This window comes from Chelativorans alearensis (assembly GCF_010993735.1).
In the GTDB taxonomy this organism is placed as follows: domain Bacteria; phylum Pseudomonadota; class Alphaproteobacteria; order Rhizobiales; family Rhizobiaceae; genus Chelativorans; species Chelativorans alearense.
The window spans coordinates 36,862-56,694 of sequence record NZ_WQNI01000016.1; the positions used below are offsets into that span (position 1 = coordinate 36,862).

General features: G+C 65.1%; 20 protein-coding genes. 12 read left to right on the forward strand and 8 right to left on the reverse strand.

What is annotated here, in order from left to right:
• Positions 1–73 precede the first annotated feature (73 nt).
• From pgsA to GPJ75_RS22325, 3 genes are read left to right on the forward strand one after another with little or no spacing between them, the layout of a single operon-like run.
• On the forward strand, positions 74–685 hold the full coding sequence (gene pgsA, locus GPJ75_RS22315; RefSeq protein WP_163271495.1) for a CDP-diacylglycerol--glycerol-3-phosphate 3-phosphatidyltransferase: 612 nt from the start codon (positions 74–76) through the stop codon (positions 683–685).
• Positions 686–690: 5 nt separating this feature from the next.
• Complete coding sequence (gene moaD / locus GPJ75_RS22320) at positions 691–942, forward strand: molybdopterin converting factor subunit 1 (RefSeq protein WP_163271497.1); 252 nt, start codon at positions 691–693, stop codon at positions 940–942.
• Positions 943–944: 2 nt separating this feature from the next.
• A complete protein-coding gene (locus tag GPJ75_RS22325; RefSeq protein WP_163271499.1) occupies positions 945–1,418 on the forward strand; it encodes a molybdenum cofactor biosynthesis protein MoaE in 474 nt (157 codons plus the stop codon).
• Positions 1,419–1,659: 241 nt separating this feature from the next.
• Here the strand turns inward: GPJ75_RS22325 and ndk are convergent, their stop codons facing one another.
• Together ndk and GPJ75_RS22335 are read right to left on the reverse strand one after the other, a co-directional pair.
• The gene (ndk, locus tag GPJ75_RS22330; protein WP_163271501.1) at positions 1,660–2,082 is read right to left on the reverse strand and encodes a nucleoside-diphosphate kinase; all 423 of its coding nucleotides are present in this window, start codon (positions 2,080–2,082) and stop codon (positions 1,660–1,662) included.
• A gap of 77 nt (positions 2,083–2,159) precedes the next feature.
• Positions 2,160–2,852, reverse strand: coding sequence for a glutathione S-transferase family protein (locus GPJ75_RS22335; protein WP_163271503.1), 693 nt, complete (start codon positions 2,850–2,852; stop codon positions 2,160–2,162).
• Positions 2,853–3,010: 158 nt separating this feature from the next.
• Between GPJ75_RS22335 and GPJ75_RS22340 the strand changes: the two genes are divergently transcribed.
• The 3 genes from GPJ75_RS22340 (at position 3,011) to GPJ75_RS22350 (ending at position 6,213) form a co-directional block, all read left to right on the forward strand.
• Complete coding sequence (locus tag GPJ75_RS22340; RefSeq protein WP_163271505.1) at positions 3,011–3,523, forward strand: DinB family protein; 513 nt, start codon at positions 3,011–3,013, stop codon at positions 3,521–3,523.
• 111 nt (positions 3,524–3,634) lie between these two features.
• Entirely contained in the window at positions 3,635–5,512 is a 1,878-nt protein-coding gene (locus tag GPJ75_RS22345) for an ABC-F family ATP-binding cassette domain-containing protein (RefSeq protein ID WP_163271507.1), read from the forward strand.
• Positions 5,509–6,213, forward strand: a complete 705-nt coding sequence (locus GPJ75_RS22350; RefSeq protein ID WP_163271509.1) for an HAD family hydrolase — start codon at positions 5,509–5,511, stop codon at positions 6,211–6,213. Before GPJ75_RS22345 ends, GPJ75_RS22350 begins: the two co-directional genes overlap by 4 nt.
• 31 nt (positions 6,214–6,244) lie before the next feature.
• On the opposite strand, the gene GPJ75_RS22355 is transcribed toward GPJ75_RS22350, so the two are convergent.
• Positions 6,245–6,691, reverse strand: a complete 447-nt coding sequence (locus GPJ75_RS22355) for a DNA polymerase III subunit chi (RefSeq protein WP_163271511.1) — start codon at positions 6,689–6,691, stop codon at positions 6,245–6,247.
• A gap of 2 nt (positions 6,692–6,693) precedes the next feature.
• Positions 6,694–8,190 carry a leucyl aminopeptidase gene (locus tag GPJ75_RS22360; protein WP_163271513.1) on the reverse strand — a complete coding sequence of 499 codons (1,497 nt, stop codon included), beginning with the start codon at positions 8,188–8,190 and terminating at the stop codon, positions 6,694–6,696.
• 465 nt (positions 8,191–8,655) lie between these two features.
• Between GPJ75_RS22360 and lptF the strand changes: the two genes are divergently transcribed.
• The 6 genes from lptF (at position 8,656) to rsmA (ending at position 16,201) form a co-directional block, all read left to right on the forward strand.
• Complete coding sequence (lptF, locus tag GPJ75_RS22365) at positions 8,656–9,837, forward strand: LPS export ABC transporter permease LptF (RefSeq protein WP_163271515.1); 1,182 nt, start codon at positions 8,656–8,658, stop codon at positions 9,835–9,837.
• Positions 9,834–10,919 carry an LPS export ABC transporter permease LptG gene (gene lptG, locus GPJ75_RS22370; RefSeq protein WP_163271517.1) on the forward strand — a complete coding sequence of 362 codons (1,086 nt, stop codon included), beginning with the start codon at positions 9,834–9,836 and terminating at the stop codon, positions 10,917–10,919. The genes lptF and lptG overlap by 4 nt, the downstream gene beginning before the upstream one ends.
• Before the next feature lie 158 nt (positions 10,920–11,077).
• On the forward strand, positions 11,078–13,288 hold the full coding sequence (locus tag GPJ75_RS22375) for an LPS-assembly protein LptD (protein ID WP_163271715.1): 2,211 nt from the start codon (positions 11,078–11,080) through the stop codon (positions 13,286–13,288).
• Between the two features lie 81 nt (positions 13,289–13,369).
• Complete coding sequence (locus tag GPJ75_RS22380; protein WP_163271519.1) at positions 13,370–14,323, forward strand: SurA N-terminal domain-containing protein; 954 nt, start codon at positions 13,370–13,372, stop codon at positions 14,321–14,323.
• A 25-nt stretch (positions 14,324–14,348) separates the two neighbouring features.
• The gene (gene pdxA, locus GPJ75_RS22385; protein WP_163271521.1) at positions 14,349–15,377 is read left to right on the forward strand and encodes a 4-hydroxythreonine-4-phosphate dehydrogenase PdxA; all 1,029 of its coding nucleotides are present in this window, start codon (positions 14,349–14,351) and stop codon (positions 15,375–15,377) included.
• Positions 15,374–16,201: a 16S rRNA (adenine(1518)-N(6)/adenine(1519)-N(6))-dimethyltransferase RsmA gene (gene rsmA / locus GPJ75_RS22390; RefSeq protein WP_163271523.1), complete on the forward strand. Its 828-nt coding sequence runs from the start codon at positions 15,374–15,376 to the stop codon at positions 16,199–16,201. The genes pdxA and rsmA overlap by 4 nt, the downstream gene beginning before the upstream one ends.
• Before the next feature lie 181 nt (positions 16,202–16,382).
• Here the strand turns inward: rsmA and GPJ75_RS22395 are convergent, their stop codons facing one another.
• The 4 genes from GPJ75_RS22395 to GPJ75_RS22410 form a co-directional block, all read right to left on the reverse strand.
• The gene (locus tag GPJ75_RS22395) at positions 16,383–16,694 is read right to left on the reverse strand and encodes a putative quinol monooxygenase (RefSeq protein ID WP_163271525.1); all 312 of its coding nucleotides are present in this window, start codon (positions 16,692–16,694) and stop codon (positions 16,383–16,385) included.
• Between the two features lie 228 nt (positions 16,695–16,922).
• Positions 16,923–17,864 carry an RNA polymerase sigma factor SigJ gene (sigJ, locus tag GPJ75_RS22400; protein WP_246249211.1) on the reverse strand — a complete coding sequence of 314 codons (942 nt, stop codon included), beginning with the start codon at positions 17,862–17,864 and terminating at the stop codon, positions 16,923–16,925.
• A gap of 385 nt (positions 17,865–18,249) precedes the next feature.
• Positions 18,250–18,906, reverse strand: a complete 657-nt coding sequence (gmk, locus tag GPJ75_RS22405; protein ID WP_163271527.1) for a guanylate kinase — start codon at positions 18,904–18,906, stop codon at positions 18,250–18,252.
• A gap of 6 nt (positions 18,907–18,912) precedes the next feature.
• A complete protein-coding gene (locus tag GPJ75_RS22410) occupies positions 18,913–19,800 on the reverse strand; it encodes a YicC/YloC family endoribonuclease (protein WP_163271529.1) in 888 nt (295 codons plus the stop codon).
• Positions 19,801–19,833 lie beyond the last annotated feature (33 nt).

Consider the following 19,833-nt stretch of genomic DNA (forward strand, 5'->3'; position numbering starts at 1 on the left):
TGCTTTACCGGCCGAAGGAGCCCATATGTCAGCTTGACCCGCACGCCGCGGCGTCCGATGTGAAAGGCCATCCATGAGCCAGCAAACCATGCAACAGCCGCAAAGCGCCTTCAATCTGCCCAACCTGCTCACCTATGCGCGCATCATGGCGGTGCCGCTGATCGTCCTGTGCTTTTTCCTCGAAGGGCGGCTGCAGTCGAGCGACTTCGCGCGCTGGACGGCGCTCGGCATCTTCCTGGCGGCCAGCATCACCGACTATCTCGACGGGTATCTCGCCCGCACGTGGCAGCAGACCTCGAATATCGGCAAGATGCTGGACCCGATCGCCGACAAGCTCCTGGTGGCCACCTGCCTCCTGCTTCTGGCCGCCGACACGGACCGCACCATCGCCGGATGGACGCTGTGGGCGGCGATCATCATCCTGTGCCGGGAGATCCTCGTCTCCGGATTGCGCGAATATCTGGCCGCGCTCAAGGTGAGCGTTCCGGTGACGCAACTTGCCAAATGGAAGACGACCATCCAGATGCTGGCGATCGGCTTCCTGCTTGCCGGCCCCGCCGGCGACAAGGTGGTGCCCTATACGACCGAGGCCGGCATTGCGCTTCTATGGTTCTCGGCGCTGGTGACGCTTTACACCGGGTACGACTATTTCCGTGCCGGGCTGAAGCATATCATCGAGGAATAACGGCCATGAAACTCGTCTATTTCGCATGGGTGCGCGAGCGCATCGGCCGGGAGACCGAAACGGTGGCCCTGCCGCAAGAGGTGGAGACGGTGGCCGATCTTCTTGCCTGGCTGAAGGGGCGCGGCGACGGCTATGCGGCGGCGCTGGAGTATCCGGAGGTGATCCGCGTCGCCGTCGACCGCGAGCATGTGGAGCACGAGGCCAAGCTGCCGGCCGACGGCGAGGTGGCGCTGTTTCCGCCGATGACGGGAGGCTGACCGTGGCGGAGCATTGCCAGCCCCTCGTGCGCGTTGAGGCCAACGATTTCGACATCGCCGCCGAGATCGACCGGCTGACGGCGGGGCGCCAGGACGTCGGCGCGGTGGTGACCTTCACCGGGCGCTGCCGCGACGAGGGCGGGCGGCTTGCGGCACTCGAACTCGAACACTATCCCGGCATGGCCGAGGCCGAGATCGGCCGCATCGCGGATGAGGCAGCGGAGCGCTGGCCGCTCACCGGGCTCACCGTCATCCACCGCTTCGGCAAGCTCCGGCCGGGCGAGAACATCGTCCTGGTGGTGGCGGCGTCGACGCACCGCAAGGCGGCGCTGGAAGCGGCGGATTTCCTCATGGACTTTCTCAAATCGCGCGCCCCCTTCTGGAAGAAGGAGCATCCGGCGGGTGGCGAGGATGGCAGGTGGGTGGAGGCGAAGGCGCAGGACGAGGAGGCGCTTGGGCGCTGGGGGAAGGTTTGACGGGAGGCGCCGAGGCGCTGCCCTCGTCATCCCGGAAAGCCGAAGGCTTGTCCGGGATGACGCGCGTCGCGTGGGGTGAGGTGGCTGCCTCGTCCGTGGTCCTCGGGTTTAACCCGAGGATGACCCGAGGCCCCATGCCTGAACGGTCAAGCCGGCAAAACGCTCAAATAAAAAGCCGGAGGCGTGCCCCCGGCTTCTTGAATCTTCTCAACCGCTTGCAGCCGAAAGCTGCAGGATCGATTCAGCCGACCAGCTCGACGTCGGAGAACCAGTAGCGGATCTCCTCGGCCGCCGTCTCCGGCGCGTCGGAGCCGTGGACGGAGTTCTCGCCGATGGAATTGGCGAAGAGCTTGCGGATGGTGCCCTCGGCGGCGTCGGCCGGGTTGGTGGCGCCCATGATCTCGCGGTTTTTGGCGATGGCGTTCTCGCCTTCCAGAACCTGCACCACGGTGGGGCCGGAGGACATGAAGGTGCACAGCTCGCCGAAGAAGGGCCGCTCCTTGTGGACGGCGTAGAAACCCTCGGCCTGGCGGCGGCTCATCCACACGCGCTTGGAGGCGACGACCCTCAAGCCCGCATCTTCGAACATCTTGGTGATGGCGCCGGTCAGGTTGCGTGCCGTGGCGTCCGGCTTGATCATGGAGAAGGTGCGTTCAATCGCCATTTCAGGTCCTTGCGTTTGACGGGAAAGAATTGAGATGGCGGGTCTATAGCGGTGCGGAAGGCCCGTGTGAAGAGCGATCACGCCGCGGCAGGCACGCTGCGGCCGAGGCCACTGTGAAGGTCGAGACAGCGGGCGAACCACTCGGCCACCGGATCGTCTGGCGCCAGGAAGGAAAAGGGCGAGGCCACGCGCGCCCATTGCAGGGCGCCGGCGACGATGTAATCGGCAAAGAGCGGGCCGTCGCCGCCGATGAAGGGCTGATGCTCGAAGAGCGTGCGCAGCGGCGCGAGGGACGTGCGGAAGCCTTCGAGCTTCGCCTCGCGGCCGGCCGGCACCTCTTCCAGCGCCTTGCCGAAGCGTGCCTCCCGGCTTTCCCGGAAATAGGCCTGGTCGTCGGCGCCGAGCAGGCCGTGGATATCCGTCAGCGCCGCCTCACCGATGAAGGTGTGGAGTGTGAGCTGCGACCAGCGTTCGACGAAACGCGCCGTCGCCTTGCCCCCTTCCCCGGCGAACAAGGTCGGCCGGTCCGGATAGGCTTCCTCCAGGTAAAGGGCGATGGCGAAGGAGTCCCTCACCACGCGGTCGCCGTCGCGGATGAGGGGCACGGTCTTCGTGGCGCCGTTCTCGATGCCGGCGATCTCGGTGAAGCGGGTGGGAACGGCCTTGAAGGAAAGGCCCTTGTGGGCAAGTGCGAGCGCCACCTTCCAGCAATGCGGGCTGAAGGGGCGGCGCTCGTCGCTTCCAACCAAGTCGTAGAGCAGGATCGTCATTGGCATCTCTCCATTCGGACCCTCGGCTTACCTCGCATCGAGCGAAGGTTCCAATCGCTTTTTTTCGAGGCAAAGATGCATGGAATTGATGGGTGGCGGCGGGAAGGATGCGCTAATCATGGGGCGTTGCAAGAGCAGGCCAAGAGCGGGAAAGCACCATGAAACAACATTTCGAGATGATGGCGGCCTATAGCCGGTGGGCGAACGGCCTTATCTACGAGGCCGCGGCCGGTTTGAGCAAGGAAGATTTTGCGCGCGACGTGGGCGCCTTCTTCAAGTCCATGAAGGGCACGCTCAACCACATTCTGGCGGCCGACCGCATCTGGATGAAGCGCTTCACCGGCAAAGGCGGGGCGCCGGCAAGGCTCGACACGATCCTTCATCCGGCCCTGCCGGCGCTGAGACAGGCGCGCGAGGCGGAGGACGAGCGCATCGCCGACTGGATCGCCGGCCTTGACGAGGACGCGCTGCAAGGGCGGTTCACCTACATGACGATCGTCAACCCGCGCACGATCTCGCAGCGCCTGGCGCCAGCGCTGACGCATTTCTTCAACCATCAGACGCACCATCGCGGCCAGGCGCACATGATCCTGTCGGTGTTGGGGAAGGAGCCGCCGTCGATGGATATCACCTATTTTCATAGGACGCCGGAAGGCAGGGGGTATGCCTGAGGGGTGCTTGGGGGGTCGACGCGACGGGTGCCGCCCATTTAGGCGATTACTCTGCACTTCACCAGCAAGGGGCTTGCAAGTGGCGGCGGCCTCGGCCTAAACCCCGCGGTCATGCTTACGATCAACGACCTTTCATTACGCGTCGCCGGGCGGCTGCTCATCGAGCATGCCTCGCTCACCCTGCCGGCTGGCACCAAAGCGGGGCTTGTGGGCCGCAACGGCACCGGCAAGACGACGCTGTTCCGCGCGGTCACCGGCGAGCTTGCGCCGGAGACGGGCGCGGTGGGCCTGCCGAAGGGAACGCGCATCGGCCAGGTGGCGCAGGAGGCGCCGGGCACGGAAGAGCCGCTGATCGACATCGTGCTGAAGGCGGATACCGAGCGCGAGCGCCTGATGCGCGAGGCGGAAACGGCTGAGGACCCGCACCGCATCGCCGAGATCCATGTGCGGCTTGCCGACATCGACGCCCATTCCGCGGAAGCGCGGGCGGCTTCCATCCTTTCCGGTCTCGGGTTCGATGCCGAGGCGCAGAAGCGGCCGGCCTCCTCCTTCTCCGGTGGCTGGCGCATGCGCGTGGCGCTTGCGGCGGTACTGTTCGCCGAGCCGGACCTGCTGCTCCTCGACGAGCCGACCAACTATCTCGACCTTGAAGGCACGATGTGGCTGGAGAGCTACCTGATGCGCTATCCGCATACGGTGCTTCTCATCAGCCACGACCGCGACCTCTTGAACAATGCCGTTTCCTCGATCGTGCATCTGGAGCACAAGAAGCTCACCTTCTGGCGCGGCGGCTACGACCAGTTCGCCCGGCAGTATACGGAAAAGGCCGAGCTGCAGGAGAAGACGCGCGCCAAGCAGGAAGCGCAGCGCAAGCATATGGAGGCCTTCGTCGAGCGCTTCCGCTACAAGGCCTCGAAGGCGAGGCAAGCGCAGTCGCGGCTCAAGGCGCTGGCGCGCATGCAGCCGATCGGCGCGGCGGTGAACGAGCATGTGCGGCCTTTCCGCTTTCCCAATCCGGCCAAGGCCGTCGCCTCCCCCATCGTCGCCCTCGAGGGCGGGGCGGTCGGCTATGAGCCGGGCAAGCCTGTCCTGAAGAACATGTCGCTGCGCATCGACGAGGACGACCGCATCGCCCTTCTGGGCTCCAACGGCAACGGCAAGTCCACCTTCGCCAAGCTGATCGCCGGCAGGCTCGGCCTCGAAAGGGGCACGATGACGCTGGCGCCGGGGCTGAAGGTGTCGATCTTCGCCCAGCACCAGCTCGATGACCTTCGCCCCGACGAGAACGCGCACCAGCATGTGCGCCGGCTGATGCCGGAGGCGCCGGAGGCCAAGGTCAGGGCGCGCGTTGCGCAGTTCGGCCTGTCGACGGAGAAGATGGACACGCCGGCGCGCGACCTTTCGGGCGGCGAGAAGGCGCGGCTTCTGATGGGGCTTGCCTCCTTCGAGGCGCCGCATCTTTTCATCCTCGACGAGCCGACCAACCACCTCGACATCGACAGCCGCGAGGCGCTGGTCGATGCGCTCAACACCTACGAGGGCGCGGTCATCCTCATCAGCCATGACCGGCACCTGATCGAAGCGTGCGCGGACCGCCTGTGGCTGGTCGGCGATGGCACTGTGCGCCCCTACGAGGGCGACATGGAGGACTACCGCGCGCTGACCACCGGCGGGGCGAGCCGCAACCGCGAGAAGCGCGAGGCGGAAAAGGCTTCGAAAGCCGAGCGCCGGCGCGAAGCGGCAAGACGCCGGGCCGAACTCGAGCCGCTGGCCAAGGAGATCAAGGCGACGGAAGGCCTGATCGAGCGTACGCGCAAGCGCCTCGAAGCCATCGAAGCGCAAATGGCCGATGCCGGCCTCTACGAGCGCGACCCGGGCAAGGCCTCCGCGCTCGCCAAGGAGCGCGCCGAGCTTGCGCGAACGGTGGAGCGGCAGGAGGAGAAATGGCTGGCGCTCTCGGCGGAGTACGAGGGGGAGATGGCGGAATGAGCTCGACCGTCATCGGCTTCGACGCCGACGACACGCTGTGGCAGAACGAGCGCTTTTACCGGCTCACGGAGGCGCGCTTCGCCGAGCTTCTGGGCGATTATGCCGAGCCCGACCATCTTTCAGCGCGGCTTCTTGAGGCTGAGAGGCGCAATCTCGGCAAGTACGGCTTCGGCATCAAGGGCTTTACCCTTTCGATGATCGAAACGGCGATCGAGGTGACCGAGGGGCGCGTGCCGGCGCAGACGATCAAGGGCATTCTGGAGGCGGGGCGCGAGATGCTCGACCACCCGGTCGAGACGCTGCCGCATGCGCGCGAAACGCTGGAGAACCTTGCGGGACGGTACCGCATCGTGCTGATCACCAAGGGCGACCTGTTCGACCAGGAGCGCAAGCTGGCGGCTTCGGGCCTCGGCGACTTCTTCGACGCGGTGGAGATCGTCAGCGACAAGAATCGTGCCGTCTACGAGCGCGTCTTCGCGCAACATGGCGACGGCGCCGGCAAGGCGATGATGGTTGGCAACTCGATGAGATCGGATGTGCTGCCGGTGATCGAGGCTGGGGGATGGGGCGTGTTCGTGCCGCATGAACTGACCTGGGCGCACGAGCACGCGGAGGCGCCGGAAGGGGTGGAGCGCTTTCGGCGGATCGAGCATCTTGGGGAGTTGGAGGGGGTGCTTGGGGAGATTGGGTTGGGACGGTAGGTTCGCTGGTGCTCTTTCGCCGGCAGCCCCCTCACCCCTTCCTCTCCCAGCGCCGGTCCGGGCCCTGCTGCCAGTAGGTGACGGCGTGGCCGGCGGCCTTCATGGCTTTCCAATGGGAGCGGGCGGCGTCGAGTTGGGCCGTATCGTGGCCGTCGAAGAGGAAGACGGCGCGCGCGTAGCCGTCGAGGGAGCCGGGTTCGGCACCGTCGACCAGGAAGCGGATCGTTGCGCCGTTCAGGTTTTCGGGGCCGGTGGTCAGAAGCACCGGCTGCTCGGCCGCATTCGGCTCGCGGTCGGTGCCATGCGGCACGAAGCTGTCGTCGCGGAAGGTCCACAGCCGGGCGTCCATGGCATCGCGGCGCTCCTCGCCGGCCGTCTGGACGGCGACCTTCCACCCCCGCTCCAGGCTCTTCTCCACGAGCGGGGGCAGCGCCTCTTCCAGCGTCGATTCGGTCAGGTGATAGAAGAGGACCTCCACCCTCACCTCTCGTAGTGGTCGGCCACCAGCCGGTCGAGCAGGCGCACGCCGTAGCCCGAGGCCCAGGACTGGTTGATCTCGGAGGATGGCGAGGCCATGGCCGTGCCGGCGACATCGAGATGCGCCCAGGGCGTGCTGTCGACGAAACGCTTCAAGAACTGGGCGGCGGTGATGGAACCGGCGTGGCGCCCGCCGGTGTTCTTCATATCGGCGTTCTTGGTGTCGATGAGCTTGTCGTATTCCTTGCCCATCGGCATGCGCCAGACCTTCTCGCCCGTCACGGTTCCGGCCGCCGTCAGGCGCTCGGCAAGCGCGTCGTCGTTGGAGAACAGGCCGGCATGGCTGTTGCCCAGCGCAACCAGGATGGCGCCGGTCAGCGTCGCCAGATTGACCATGAACTGGGGCTTGAACTCCTCGTTGCAGTACCACAACAGGTCGGCCAGAACGAGGCGGCCCTCGGCGTCGGTGTTGATGATCTCGATCGTCTGGCCGGACATGGAGGTGACGATGTCTCCCGGCCGTTGCGCGTTGCCGTCGGGCATGTTCTCGACGAGGCCGATGATGCCGACGGCGTTCACCTTTGCCTTGCGGGCGGCGAGCGCGTGCATGAGGCCGACGACGGTCGCCGCCCCTGCCATGTCGCCCTTCATGTCCTCCATGCCGGCGGCGGGCTTGATGGAGATGCCGCCGGTGTCGAAGACGACACCCTTGCCGATGAAGGCGACGGGCTTCTGCTTGGCCTTGCCGCCGTTCCAGCGCATGACCGCCATGCGCGGCGGGCGGACAGAGCCTTGCGCCACGCCCAGAAGCGCGCGCATGCCGAGCTTCTTCATCTCCTTCTCGGTGAGGATATCCACCTTGACGTCGAGCTCCTCCAATTCCTTGGCGCGTGCCGCGAACTCCACCGGACCCAAAACGTTGGGCGGCTCGTTGACGAGGTCGCGGGCCAGAAGCACGCCGTCACCCACGGCGGAGGCCTCGGCGAAGGCCTTTTTCGCAGCCGCTGGATCAGCACACTGGATGGTGAACTTCACCGCTTTGTCGGCGGGCTTGGGCGTGCCGTTCTCCTCCTTGCGGGTCTTGTACTTGTCGAAGGTATAAGAGCGCAGCACGATGCCGAGGGCGATCAGCGCCACGTCGCGGGCACTCGCCTCGGCGCCGGCGACCTCCGCGACGACCGTCACTTCCGTTGCGTTCCTGGCGGCGGCCGAAGCGGCGCCGCCGATCTTCAGCCAGGCCTGTTCATCGAGCGCATCCGTCTTGCCGGCGCCGACGGCGGCAAGACGATCGAAATCCGTACCCTGCGGCGCCAGCGCCTCGACGCTTGCCGCCAGCTTGCCGGAGAAATCCGCCGCCGCGAAAACCTTGGGCAGGATGTCGGCCGGGTCGCACGCCCTTGCCGCCTCGCCGAACTTGCCGCCCTCCGGCGCCAATACGATGACGCTGCCTTTCTTGGGCGCAGCGAATTTGGCGAAGGCGACGGTCGGTTTGTCTGTCATGGAGCTTCCTGTCCGGTAGGGTTTGCGGGCTGGCGCGATCTTGGCGGTTTTAAGCGAATTGACAAGGGGGTGGAAAGGGATAAGCCTTTAAACTGTGCCATCAGAGTAGTAGCTTGTGGCTGACTTTTCCAAACAAATGGGTAGCATCTGTTTGGGTCAGACCACTAGTGGTGCGATCCTGACAGATGGTCCCCATCTGTCAGGACAAATCGCCCCGCCAGATTAATAGCTTGTGGGCTGACTTTTCCAAACAGATGGTACCATCTGTTTGGGTCAGACCACCGGAAGTGCGGCAGGGAATCGTTAACCGCGTTCTTTTCCGCTTCGTTAGGCCTGTCCGCGACAGACTGGCATGGGGACAATCTCTGCCGAACCGTTCAAACCGGCGGATCCGCGTTGTACCACCACGGCGTACGGGAGCCGCGCGCCATATAGTGGCCGTCAACACAGGTGACACATCTGCCGATGAAGGTGATCGAGCTCTACATCCTGCGGCGCACGCTATCGATTTTCGCTGCTTCGCTAGCGTGGGTGCTTCTCATCGTGTGGACGACCCAGGTGCTCAACCGCATCGACCTGGTGACGAGCAGCGGGCAGTCGGCTGCGACCTTCTTCGTGGCCGGCGCGCTGACGCTGCCGGCCGTCATCCCCATCGTCATGCCGTTTGCCATCGGCATCGCCGTCGCCCATACGCTGGCGACAATGAACGCGGATTCGGAATTGGTGGTCATCGGCGCCGCCGGGGGCCCGCGCCACACCGTTATCCGGCCGATCCTGCTGATCGCCATCGCCACCAGCATCGCCGCCTTCGCCGTCAACAACACGCTGGAGCCCTATTCGCGCCAGGCGCTGCGCCAGATCCTGGCCAGCGCGAACGCCGACCTGATCTCCACTGTCCTGCAGGAGGGCAGCTTCCAGAAGATGGACGACGGGGTGTTCGTGCAGATCTCCGAGCGCCTGCCGGACGGGCAACTGGGAGGCATCTTCGTCGCTGACACCCGCGAAAAGGGCATGAAGCTGATTTACCACGCACGCCGTGGCCTGACGGTGGAGCGGGAGGGCGGCAGCATTCTCGTCATGCAGGACGGCGAGGTGCACCGGCAATCCGACAACGGCGACGTCTCGGTGATCCGCTTCGAGGCTTACGCGTTCGATCTGTCCCAATTCACCCGTGGTGCCGATACGCCAACGCTTTACCGCAAGGACCGTTATCTCACCTACCTTCTCAACCCGGATCCGAACGACAAGGCCTATGCGACGAACCCGCAAAGCTATCGCGCCGAACTGCACAAGCGGCTTACCGACTGGCTCTATCCCATCGTCTTCGCGCTCATAGGCATCGCCGTGGCGGGCGATGCCCGCTCCTTCCGCGAGGCACGGGTGCATCCCATGATCACCACCCTGGCAATCGGCCTCCTGGTGCGCTGGATGGGCTTTTATGCCAGCAACGAGGCGGAGACGAAGCCGTTCTTCTCCTTCGTCCTTTATGCCGTGCCCCTCGGTATGATCGCCGTGTGCACAGGTTTCATCGCCACCAACCGCATGATGGAGCTGCCGACGAGTTGGACGGAAAAGCTGCACGAGCGTCTCCAGAGCGTTCGTGACGATCTTTCCCGGCGGTTCGGCTGGGCGCGGAGGCGCGCATGATCGGCAAAACGCTCGGCGGCTATTTCTTTCGCCGCTACACAGCCATCACGGTGTGGAACTTCGTCGGCATCGCCGCGCTCGTCTTCATCGTCACCTTTACCGAGATTGCCGGACGGGCGGGCGACCTCGAAGGCTTTTCGGCCCAGTGGGCGCTGGGGCTTGCCGCCTTGCAACTGCCCATCATCATGCAGCAGGTCGTGCCCTTCGTCGGGCTGATCTCGGCAATGGCCACACTCATCAGCCTGAACCGCAAATACGAATTGGTGGTCGCGCGCGCGGCCGGCATCTCCGCCTGGCAGTTCCTGACGCCGATCGCCCTCGGCGCCTTCATCTTCGGCCTGCTTGCGGTGCTCGTCCTGAACCCCATCGCGGCGGCTGGGTTCTCCAGGGCACAGACGGTCGAAGCCGAGGTGCGTGGCGCCAAGACCAGGGCAAATACGGACAACGAGCGTTGGATCAAGCAGCGGACCGAATCAGGCGAGACGGTCATCGGCGCGGATGCCGCCCTCGAAGGCGGTACAGAGCTGGTGCGGCCGGTGTTCTTCATCATGGATCAGGAGGACCGGATCGTCGAAAGGCTGGACGCTCGCCGCGCATGGCTCCGTGACGGCCACTGGGAACTGAACGATGTGACCAGGCGGCGCGACGGGAGCGCCCCGGAGACCCTGGAAACCGTCGATGTACCGACGAACCTGCAGCCCGAGTTCGTCGGCCAGCAGCTCTCACCGCCCGAGGCGGTGTCGGTTTTCGCGCTTCCAGCGAAGATCGAGGTGGCACGCTCTTTTGGTTTACGCGCCAATGCTTTCGCCATGCATTTTCATTCTTTGCTGACGCTGCCTCCCCTCCTCGTGGCCATGACGCTGATCGCGGCGACGGTTTCCATGAGATTTGCACGGATGGGGCAATCGGTGACGGTGATTCTGGGTGGCGTCCTTGCCGGCTTTCTGCTTTATGTCGTTTCGGTTTTGGTCAAGGCGTTTGGCAGCGCCGGATTCGTGCCGCCCTTCGTGGCAGCGTGGGTGCCGGTGGTCGTAGCGATGTTTTTCGGAGTAACCTTCCTGTTGTTCAAGGAGGACGGATAGTGGCGGGGGAAGCGGTGACGGGGGGCCGCAAGGCCTCTCCGACGCGTCGGCGACGCGTCGGATTGGGTGTGGCGCTTGTCGCCCTTATCGCGACTGCTTCCGTCGCCACCGCGCAGGTGGACGGATTCGATAGGAGCGAGTTGCCGCGGGATGCGCAGATGCTGCTGTCCGCCGATACGCTCGTCTACGACAACGACCGCAACACGATCAGTGCCGTGGGCGGCGTCCAGATCGAATATGCCGGCAACCGGCTGGTGGCCCAGCGCGTCACCTACAACCGCGCGACTTCGCGCGTGATCGCCAGCGGCAACGTCGAGATCATCGAGGAAGACGGCAACCGCATCTATGCCGACCGGATCGACGTCACCGACGATTTCAGCGAGGGTTTCGTCAACGCGCTCAGGGTGGAGACGGTCGACGAGACCCATTTCGCCGCGGAAAGCGCGGAGCGTTCGGGAAACAGGCTGACCACCTTCAACAAAGCCGTCTACACCGCATGCGAGCCCTGCGAGGAAAATCCGGACAGGCCGCCGCTGTGGCAGATCAAGGCGCAGAAGATCATCTGGGACGGAGAGGCCAAGACGGTGCGCTTCGAGCGCTCGCGTTTCGAGTTCTTCGGCGTGCCGATCGCCTTCCTACCCTATTTCGAGATCGCCGATCCGACGGTGAAGCGCAAGTCCGGCTTCCTCATGCCCAGCATCAGGGGCGGCAGCGAGTTGGGTGTCGGGCTGAAGGTGCCGTATTACCTGGCGCTGTCGCCGACCTACGATCTCACCGTCGCGGTTACCGGCTATACCAAGCAGGGTTTCCTCGGCGAGGCCGAGTGGCGCCAGCAATTCGACAACGGTCAATACAACCTGAAGATCGCCGGCATCCACCAGAGGAGCCCCGAGGAATGGGGCATCAGCGAGGTCGACCGCCACGAGACCAATCGCGGCATGATCGGCTCCACGGGTCGCTTCGACATCAACCCGCGCTGGGCCTTCGGCTGGGACGTGTTGGCGCAGACGGACAAGAACTTCTCCAAAACCTACGGCATCGAGGGTTTCTCGGACACGGTGCATCGCTCGGAGGTCTATCTGACCGGTCTCAACGACCGCAATTACTTCGATTTGAGGGGCTATCATTTTCAGGTGCAGGAGAGCCGGCTCGACAGCCATTCACTTGCGCGCAACGACAAGCAGCCCTGGGTGGCGCCCAACCTGGACTACTCTTACACCCCCGACGAGCCGGTTGCCGGCGGCGAGTTGAATCTTGATGTCAACGTGCAGGCGCTGCACCGCAGCGACGGCATGTACGGCACCAAGCTGCAGGGGCTGGAAGGCAATTCCGGACGGCTGACGGCGGAGGCCGAGTGGAAGCGCTCCTTCGTGACCAGCATGGGGCTGGTGCTTACGCCGATGCTGCACGCCCGCGGCGACGGCATCTACAGCGACCTGTCGGCCGGCGCCCAGACGGAAGTCGAGGCGTTCGCGATCAACGGCCAACAGACGAACAGCGACATACGCTCCGCCTACTACAGGTCCATGGTGACCGCCGGCCTGGAGGCGCGCTGGCCGATCCTGTTTTCCACCGCCAGCGCCTCGCATGTGCTGGAACCGATGGCGCAGATTTTCGTGCGGCCGGACGAACCCTATAATGGCAGGCTGGGTATCCCAAACGAGGACGCCCAATCGCTCGTCTTCGATGCCTCGACGCTGTTCGAACGCGACAAGTTTTCCGGATACGACCGCATCGAGGGCGGCACCAGGGCTAATCTCGGCATCCGCTATTCGGGCATGTTCGCGGGCGGCTGGACGGCCCACGGCCTGTTCGGCCAGTCCTATCATCTGGGCGGCGTGAACTCCTATGCCTCGCCGGACCTCGTGAACGCCGGCGCCTATTCGGGCCTCGACACGGATGTGTCGGACTACGTCGGCCTGATCGGCTTCACGGCGCCGAACGGTTTCTCCGCTTCCCTGGCGGGGCGTTTCGACGAAGAGACGTTCGAACTGCGCCGCACGGACGTGCGGGCGGGGGCCAGCCTGGGCCCGCTGAGCGTGAATGCGCAATACGCCTTCATCCAGAGCCAGCCACTCTACGGCTTCGATGAAGACCGCCGGGAGATCGGCGGGAGCGCTTCGCTGCGCTTCAACGAAAACTGGCGCGGCTTTGCATCGGCGACCTACGATCTGGAAACCAACGTGCTCGTGAAAAACTCGTTCGGCTTCGCCTATGACGATGAGTGTTTCATCTATACGATGAGCTTCAGCCAGAAACGCAGCCGCAGCACCGACGAGCCGGAGAACACATTTGGTTTCACCGTTGCGCTGCGTACGCTCGGCGAGTTCGGCAGCAGCTCGGGCGCGCTCACGCAGTTTGCGGAATAGAAGGATCGGCGATCCATGCCACGGTTTTGCCTCTCGCGGCGCGTATGGAGGGAAAAGCCGAGTTCGAATGGTCAGTATGTCATGAAGAATAGAGAAAAAACCCCGCTGGCGGGCAGGCCCCGCCTTCTGACGGCGGCGCTCCTGGCGGCGGCATTGTCGGCGGTTGCCATGGCGCCGATGGCCCCCGCGATGGCGGCGGAGATCCGCTATGTCGTCAACGACAAGGCGGTGACGAGCTACGATATCCAGCGCCGGGTCGCGCTTTTGCAGCTGATGCGGCGGAACGGCAACCTGAACGAGCTCGCCGCGCAGGAGATGATCGACCAGGCACTGCGCCAGCAGGAGATAGAGCGGGCGCGGGTTCCGGTCACGGAAGAAATGGTCAACCAGTCCTACGCGGGCTTCGCCTCCTCCAACAACCTTTCGCAGGCGCAGCTGGACCAGATTCTGGCTCAGTCGGGTGTGACGAAGGAACACTTCAAGGAGTTCATGCGCACGCAGATCGGCTGGGGCCGCCTTCTACAGGCGCGCCAGCGCTCCGGGAATTCGCTGACCGAGCAGGACGTGGTGCACAGGATGCTGCAGCAGGGCGGACAGAAGCCGACGGCGACCGAATACATGCTGCAGCGGGTGATCTTCGTCATCCCGTCCGCCGAGCGATCGCAGCTGCTCGCCAAGCGCAAACGGGAGGCACAGGCCATGCGCGACCGCTTCCAGAGCTGCGATACAAGCATTCAGTTCGCCAAGGGGCTGATCGACGTGACCGTGCAGGACATGGGCCGCGTTTTGGCGCCGGAGCTGCCGGCGGAGTGGAAGGAACAGGTGCAGAGCACCAGCCCCGGCAGCGCCACGCCCGTGCGCGAGACGGAACGCGGCGTCGAGTTCATTGGCGTGTGCAGCGCGCGCGAGGTCTCGGACGACCATGTGGCACAGATGGTCTTCCAGAGCGAGGAACAGAGCGACGGAACCGTCCAGCAGCTGTCGGAGGAACTGATGACGGAGCTGCGCGAGAAAGCGCGCATCGCCAAGCGCTGACGGCGCTCAAGGCTGCGGCTGCCTCGTGACCGGACCCGCCCCCTCCCCGCTGGCGCTGACGATCGGCGAGCCCGCCGGTATCGGACCGGAGGTGCTGCTCGGCGCGTGGCTGGCGCGCGAGGCGCAGGGACTGCCGTCCTTCTACGTTCTGGGCGATCCGGCGCTGATCGCGGCGCGGGCGCGGCGGCTGGCGCTCGATGTCCCGCTCGTCGAGGTTTCGCCGGAGGATACGGCGGCGCATTTTGCGACCGCGCTTCCCGTGGTGCCGCTGGAGAACAGGCTGGCCGACACGCCCGGCACGCCATCCGGGGCCAACGCCGCCGGCGTGGTCGAGGCGATCGCGCGCGCCGTGGAGGACACGCTTTCGGGCCGTGCGGCCGCCATCGTCACCTGCCCCATCGCCAAGAAGGCGCTCTACGACGCGGGCTTCCAGTATCCCGGCCATACGGAATATCTCGGCCATCTGGCGGAAGAGGCGACCGGCAGGCCGGCCACCCCTATCATGATGCTGGCGGGGCCGGACCTGCGTACCGTGCCGGTGACGGTGCATCACGCGCTGAACGAGGTGGCGGGAAGCCTGACCCGGCAAGCAATCGAGACAGCGGGCGAGATCGTCGCCCGCGACCTTGCCGAGCGTTTCGGCATCCCCTCCCCGCGGCTTGCCGTCTCCGGCCTCAACCCGCATGCCGGCGAAGGCGGTGCGATGGGCAGAGAGGATATCGACATCATCGCGCCGGCCATCGCGGCCCTGCGCGAGAAGGGCATCGACGCCTTCGGTCCGCTGCCGGCGGACACGATGTTTCACGCGGCGGCACGGAGGAACTACGACGCCGCCCTTTGCATGTATCACGACCAGGCGCTGATCCCGGTGAAGACTCTCGCCTTCGACGATACGGTGAACGTGACGCTGGGCCTGCCCTTCATCCGCACCTCGCCCGACCATGGCACCGCCTTCGACATCGCCGGAAAGGGTATTGCCCGCCCCGACAGCCTGATCGCGGCCATCAAGCTCGCCCGGCGGCTCGCCGACAATGCGGAAAAACGCGCACCATGACGATGGACGGGTTGCCGCCGCTGCGCGACGTCATCCGGCGGCACGGGCTTTTCGCCAAAAAGGCGCTCGGCCAGAACTTCCTCCTCGACCTCAATCTGACGCGCCGCATCGCCCGCACGGCGGGCCGGCTCGAGGATGCGACCGTCATCGAAGTGGGGCCGGGGCCCGGCGGGCTGACGCGGGCGCTCTTAAGCGAGGGGGCCTTGCGCGTGATCGCGATCGAGCGCGATGAACGCTGTATCGCGGCACTGGAGGAGATCGCCGGGCATTATCCCGGCCGTCTGGAGATCGTGGCCGGCGATGCGCTGAAGACGGACTTCGCAGCCCTTGCGGCGGGTGCGGAGCCGGTGAAGATCGTCGCCAACCTGCCCTACAACATCGGCACGGAGCTTCTGATCCGCTGGCTGACGCCGGAGCGCTGGCCCCCGTTCTATGCGTCCATGACGCTGATGTTCCAACGCGAGGTGGCGGAGCGCATCGTCGCGCGGCCGGGCAGCGGCTATTACGGGCGGCTCGGCGTGCTTGCCGGCTGGCGGGGGCAAGCGCGGATCGCCTTCGACGTCCCTCCCCAGGCCTTCACCCCGCCCCCCAAGGTGACGTCGTCGGTGGTGCACATCGTGCCGAACGCCGAGCCGCTGCCGGTCGAGGCGGGAAAGCTGGCGCGGGTGACGGAAGCGGCCTTCGGCCAGCGGCGCAAGATGCTGCGCCAGAGCCTGAAGAGCCTTGGCGGCGAAGCCTTGCTTGCAAAAACTGGGATCGACGGGACGCGGCGGGCGGAGACGCTCGGCGTTGAGGAGTTCGTGGCGCTGGCGCGGCTTTTATAAGGGCGCTTATGCCGGGGGCTGGGCAGGGGCTCGGGTTGAATTTTGATTCTCGGCCCGTTGCTACGGTCGGCAATAGGCGGGGCAGGTCTCAATTGAGCCCGGAGCGGTCGTTCCCCGTAGAGGGTTTCTTCGTCGAGGAATCGGCGGGCGGCGATCCACCCGCCGGATCCTTGTCGATTGGCTAGGCGTCACCCTTGATCCATTGCGGTGTGATCGTGCGAAACTCCGACGGTCCGGCGAGCAGCGCGGCCGTCTCCCGCTCATAGTCCGGATACCAGGGCTGTTTGACGAAATCGCCCGTTCCGGCCTCGTCAGTATAGAGCTGGTAGGCGACGATCGCATCGGGATCGGTGTCGTCGAAGCCGTAGACATAGGCGACCTGGCCACTGGCGCCTTCGATATAGGCGCGCGCATATTTCTCCCAGATGCGCTTCACCTCGTCTCGCTTGCCGGGCTGCGCCTTGTGCCTGATGTACAGTGCTTTCGTGCTCATGATCTTCTCCTCGAACTTCGCGGCGCTTGGCCGCTAATGGCTGGGCTCCATGCCCATGCTCGTGTGACGTTCGAGGGGAGGTGTTTGTGACGCCGTGAGGAAAGAATCGCTGACGGGATATTGTGGCCTCTGATGGGGAGACCGTTCTGGAAAGAACCCGGCGAGGGCATCTGCCCTCGCCACGCCAGTATTCGCCGGCGATCGGCGTGCCACCCGATCCCTCAATGGTCAGTGAATTGATACCTCGCCCACGCCAGCGAGCTTGTCGGGATTGCGCACGATGAAGATGTCGGTGATGCGGTCCGAGCTGTCGAAGGCGAACGAGACCGTGGCAACAACCTTGCCACCTTCCTTCAGCATCAGTCCCCGCGCACCATTGAGCTCGGCGAAGCTCCATTCGTAGGCTGCCCACCATCCGGTCAGCCGCTCTGTCAGGAACGCCAGCACGGCGTCGCCTTCCAGGATGTCGGCCACCGTCGCAACCTTGCCGCCGCCGTCGGCGGTCAGGCGCACGTCGCTGGCAAGCATCGCGACCAGGCCGCCGGGCCGCCCCGTGCGGATGGCATCCTCGAAGGCGGTCAGCAATTCCTCCTGCCGTTCGCGCGTCGGCTGGTATCTCACCTGATCGTCACCGATGCGCGCCTTGGCCCGTGACACTAGCTTGCGGCACGCCGGCTCGCTCATATCCAGCGACGCCGCGATATCGGCATACGACATCTCGAATATCTCGTAGAGCAGATAGGCCGCCCTTTCCTTCGGCGTCAGGCGTTCCAGCATCAGCAAGAAGGCGGTCGAGAGAGACGATGAAAGTTCCATTTGCGCCTCCGCTTCGCTGTCGACAAGCGTGTGGACCGGCTCGGGCAGCCAGTTGCCGACATAGTCCACACGGCTGCGATAGGCGGCGCGAAGCATGTCGATGGCACGACGGGTGCAGGCGGTGGTCAGCCAGGCACCCGGAGAGCTGACGGTGGCTATGTCGGTCTCCTGCCAGCGAAGAAACGTGTCCTGAACCGCATCCTCGGCCTCAGCCCGCGAGCCGAGGATCCGGTAGGCAATACTGAGCAGCCGGGGCCGCGCGTGCTCGAATATCTCGGCTTGTGTCCGCGTCAGATCCTCGGGCATACCTGCCTGCTTCTGCAACCCGCCGGGTCGCTTTGCATTGCGTGTCATCGACAACCTTTATCCCATATTGCGTATGCCCATGCCCTGTTTGACGATCCAACAGATCAGTTTGTGACACCCTCCGATTCTATTTTAACCCTCTGCGCGGAGAATGATGAACGGAACAAAGTTCACCGGTCGGCAAGTGGGCGCCACAGGAGTCCTACGCCGTGGCTTTTCAAGGAAGACTGCTTCACCACCTGATTCTGGCGTTACGGCTTGACCTCGCGACGGTCGGCTATAGGTCGCGTTTTGCCGTAGCGCCGCGCCGAACGAAGGGCAGACAAGGGTCGAAACACGTCCGTGCCAGCCGCCAATCCGAATGTCGCAAAAGTCCGCAATCATGCCATTCCGGCAGGTGAGGTGAAAGCCCACCTACCACCGGCCCCCGGCCTTACTCCCCCTTCTCCTCCAACAGCCCCGCCACAAAATCAAACAGCCCCGGCAGGCGGTCGCGGCGGAGGCGTTCGGCGGTGATGATGGCGCGCACGCTTGCGAAGGCGCGGTTCAGATCGTCGTTGACGATGACGTAGTCGTATTCCCGCCATTGCTCGATCTCGAAGCGGGCGTTCTTCAGCCGCGTCTCGATGACGTTCTGCGGATCCTCGGCGCGGCGCTTCAGTCGAGCCAGAAGCTCCTTCATCGTCGGCGGCAGGACGAAGATGGAGACGACATCGCCGCGCATCTTCTCGCGCAGCTGCGCCGCGCCCTGCCAATCGATGTCGAACAGCATGTCGCGGCCTTCGGCGATCGCCTCCTCGACCGGCTTCTTCGGCGTGCCGTAGAGGTTTCCGTGGACCTCCGCCCACTCGAGGAGATCGTCGTTGTCGCGCAGCATCTCGAAGTCGCGCTGGGACTTGAAATGATAGTGCACGCCCTCGATCTCGCTGCCGCGGCGCGGCCGCGTGGTCACGCTGACCGAGAGCTCGAAGCCCGGCACTTTTTCGAGGATCGTGCGGGCGATGGTGGACTTGCCGGCGCCGGACGGCGACGACAGGACAAGCATCAGGCCCCTGCGGCGGATGCCGTTGGAAGAAAGGTCCGGTTCCATTGCCCGCTACTCCAGATTCTGCACCTGCTCCCGGAACTGGTCGACGACCGCCTTCAATTCGAGGCCGATCGCCGTCACGGAAGCGGCGTTGGATTTGGAGCACAGCGTATTCGATTCGCGGTTAAATTCCTGCGCAAGAAAATCGAGCTTGCGCCCGATCGGCCCGCCAGTGGCGAGAAGCGCACGGGCGGAGGCGACATGGGTCTTCAGCCGGTCGATCTCTTCGCGGATATCGGCCTTGGTGGCGAGGAAGGCCGCTTCCTGGTTGAGGCGGTTCTCGTCGAGGGCGGGCGCGGCATCCATGAGAAGCCGCACCTGCTCTTCGAGGCGGGCGCGGATATTGGCGGGCTCGCGCGAAGTGTCCGCTTCCGCCCGCAGGGTGAGCGCCTCGATTGCGGCGAGGTGGCCTTCGAGGACGACGCCGAGCGATACGCCCTCCTCGCGACGTGCCGCCGCCAGCTCGTCCAGCGCCGTATCCAGCGCCCGCAGGGCGAGCTCGTCGAGCCGTGCGCGGGCCTCTTCGTCGGCGCTGGCATCGGGCATCTCCATGACCCCGCGCAGCGCCAGAAGGCCATCGGCCGTCGCCGGGGCGGCGCCGTGTTCCCGCTCCAGCCGGTGGGCGAGTTTGGCCACCTCGGCTAGGAACGCCTCGTCGACCACGGGGCGACGCAACGCCTCGCCGCGCGTAACGGAAAGGCTCGCCTGTATGTTGCCGCGGGAAAAGCGCTTGCCGACAGCGCCTTTGGCCGCCTGCTCCAGCCGCTCGAAGCCCGGCGGCAGGCGCAGGCGCGCCTCCAGCCCACGGCCGTTGACCGAGCGAAGCTCCCAAGTGACCGCGGCCATCTCGTCGACGAGCCCGGCGCGGGCAAAGCCCGTCATGCTTTGTAGTGCCATCTTCTTCCCCACCGCCTGCGGTGCCTGCCGCGA

Coding starts and splice junctions, on each gene's coding strand:
- pgsA (WP_163271495.1), top strand. CDS start 74: ATGAGCCAGCAAACCATGCAACAGCCGCAAAGCGCCTTCAATCTGCCC.
- moaD (WP_163271497.1), top strand. CDS start 691: ATGAAACTCGTCTATTTCGCATGGGTGCGCGAGCGCATCGGCCGGGAG.
- ndk (WP_163271501.1), bottom strand. CDS start 2,082: ATGGCGATTGAACGCACCTTCTCCATGATCAAGCCGGACGCCACGGCA.
- GPJ75_RS22335 (WP_163271503.1), bottom strand. CDS start 2,852: ATGACGATCCTGCTCTACGACTTGGTTGGAAGCGACGAGCGCCGCCCC.
- GPJ75_RS22340 (WP_163271505.1), top strand. CDS start 3,011: ATGAAACAACATTTCGAGATGATGGCGGCCTATAGCCGGTGGGCGAAC.
- GPJ75_RS22345 (WP_163271507.1), top strand. CDS start 3,635: ATGCTTACGATCAACGACCTTTCATTACGCGTCGCCGGGCGGCTGCTC.
- GPJ75_RS22350 (WP_163271509.1), top strand. CDS start 5,509: ATGAGCTCGACCGTCATCGGCTTCGACGCCGACGACACGCTGTGGCAG.
- GPJ75_RS22360 (WP_163271513.1), bottom strand. CDS start 8,190: ATGACAGACAAACCGACCGTCGCCTTCGCCAAATTCGCTGCGCCCAAG.
- lptF (WP_163271515.1), top strand. CDS start 8,656: ATGAAGGTGATCGAGCTCTACATCCTGCGGCGCACGCTATCGATTTTC.
- lptG (WP_163271517.1), top strand. CDS start 9,834: ATGATCGGCAAAACGCTCGGCGGCTATTTCTTTCGCCGCTACACAGCC.
- GPJ75_RS22375 (WP_163271715.1), top strand. CDS start 11,078: ATGCTGCTGTCCGCCGATACGCTCGTCTACGACAACGACCGCAACACG.
- GPJ75_RS22380 (WP_163271519.1), top strand. CDS start 13,370: ATGAAGAATAGAGAAAAAACCCCGCTGGCGGGCAGGCCCCGCCTTCTG.
- rsmA (WP_163271523.1), top strand. CDS start 15,374: ATGACGATGGACGGGTTGCCGCCGCTGCGCGACGTCATCCGGCGGCAC.
- GPJ75_RS22395 (WP_163271525.1), bottom strand. CDS start 16,694: ATGAGCACGAAAGCACTGTACATCAGGCACAAGGCGCAGCCCGGCAAG.
- sigJ (WP_246249211.1), bottom strand. CDS start 17,864: ATGACACGCAATGCAAAGCGACCCGGCGGGTTGCAGAAGCAGGCAGGT.
- gmk (WP_163271527.1), bottom strand. CDS start 18,906: ATGGAACCGGACCTTTCTTCCAACGGCATCCGCCGCAGGGGCCTGATG.
- GPJ75_RS22410 (WP_163271529.1), bottom strand. CDS start 19,800: ATGGCACTACAAAGCATGACGGGCTTTGCCCGCGCCGGGCTCGTCGAC.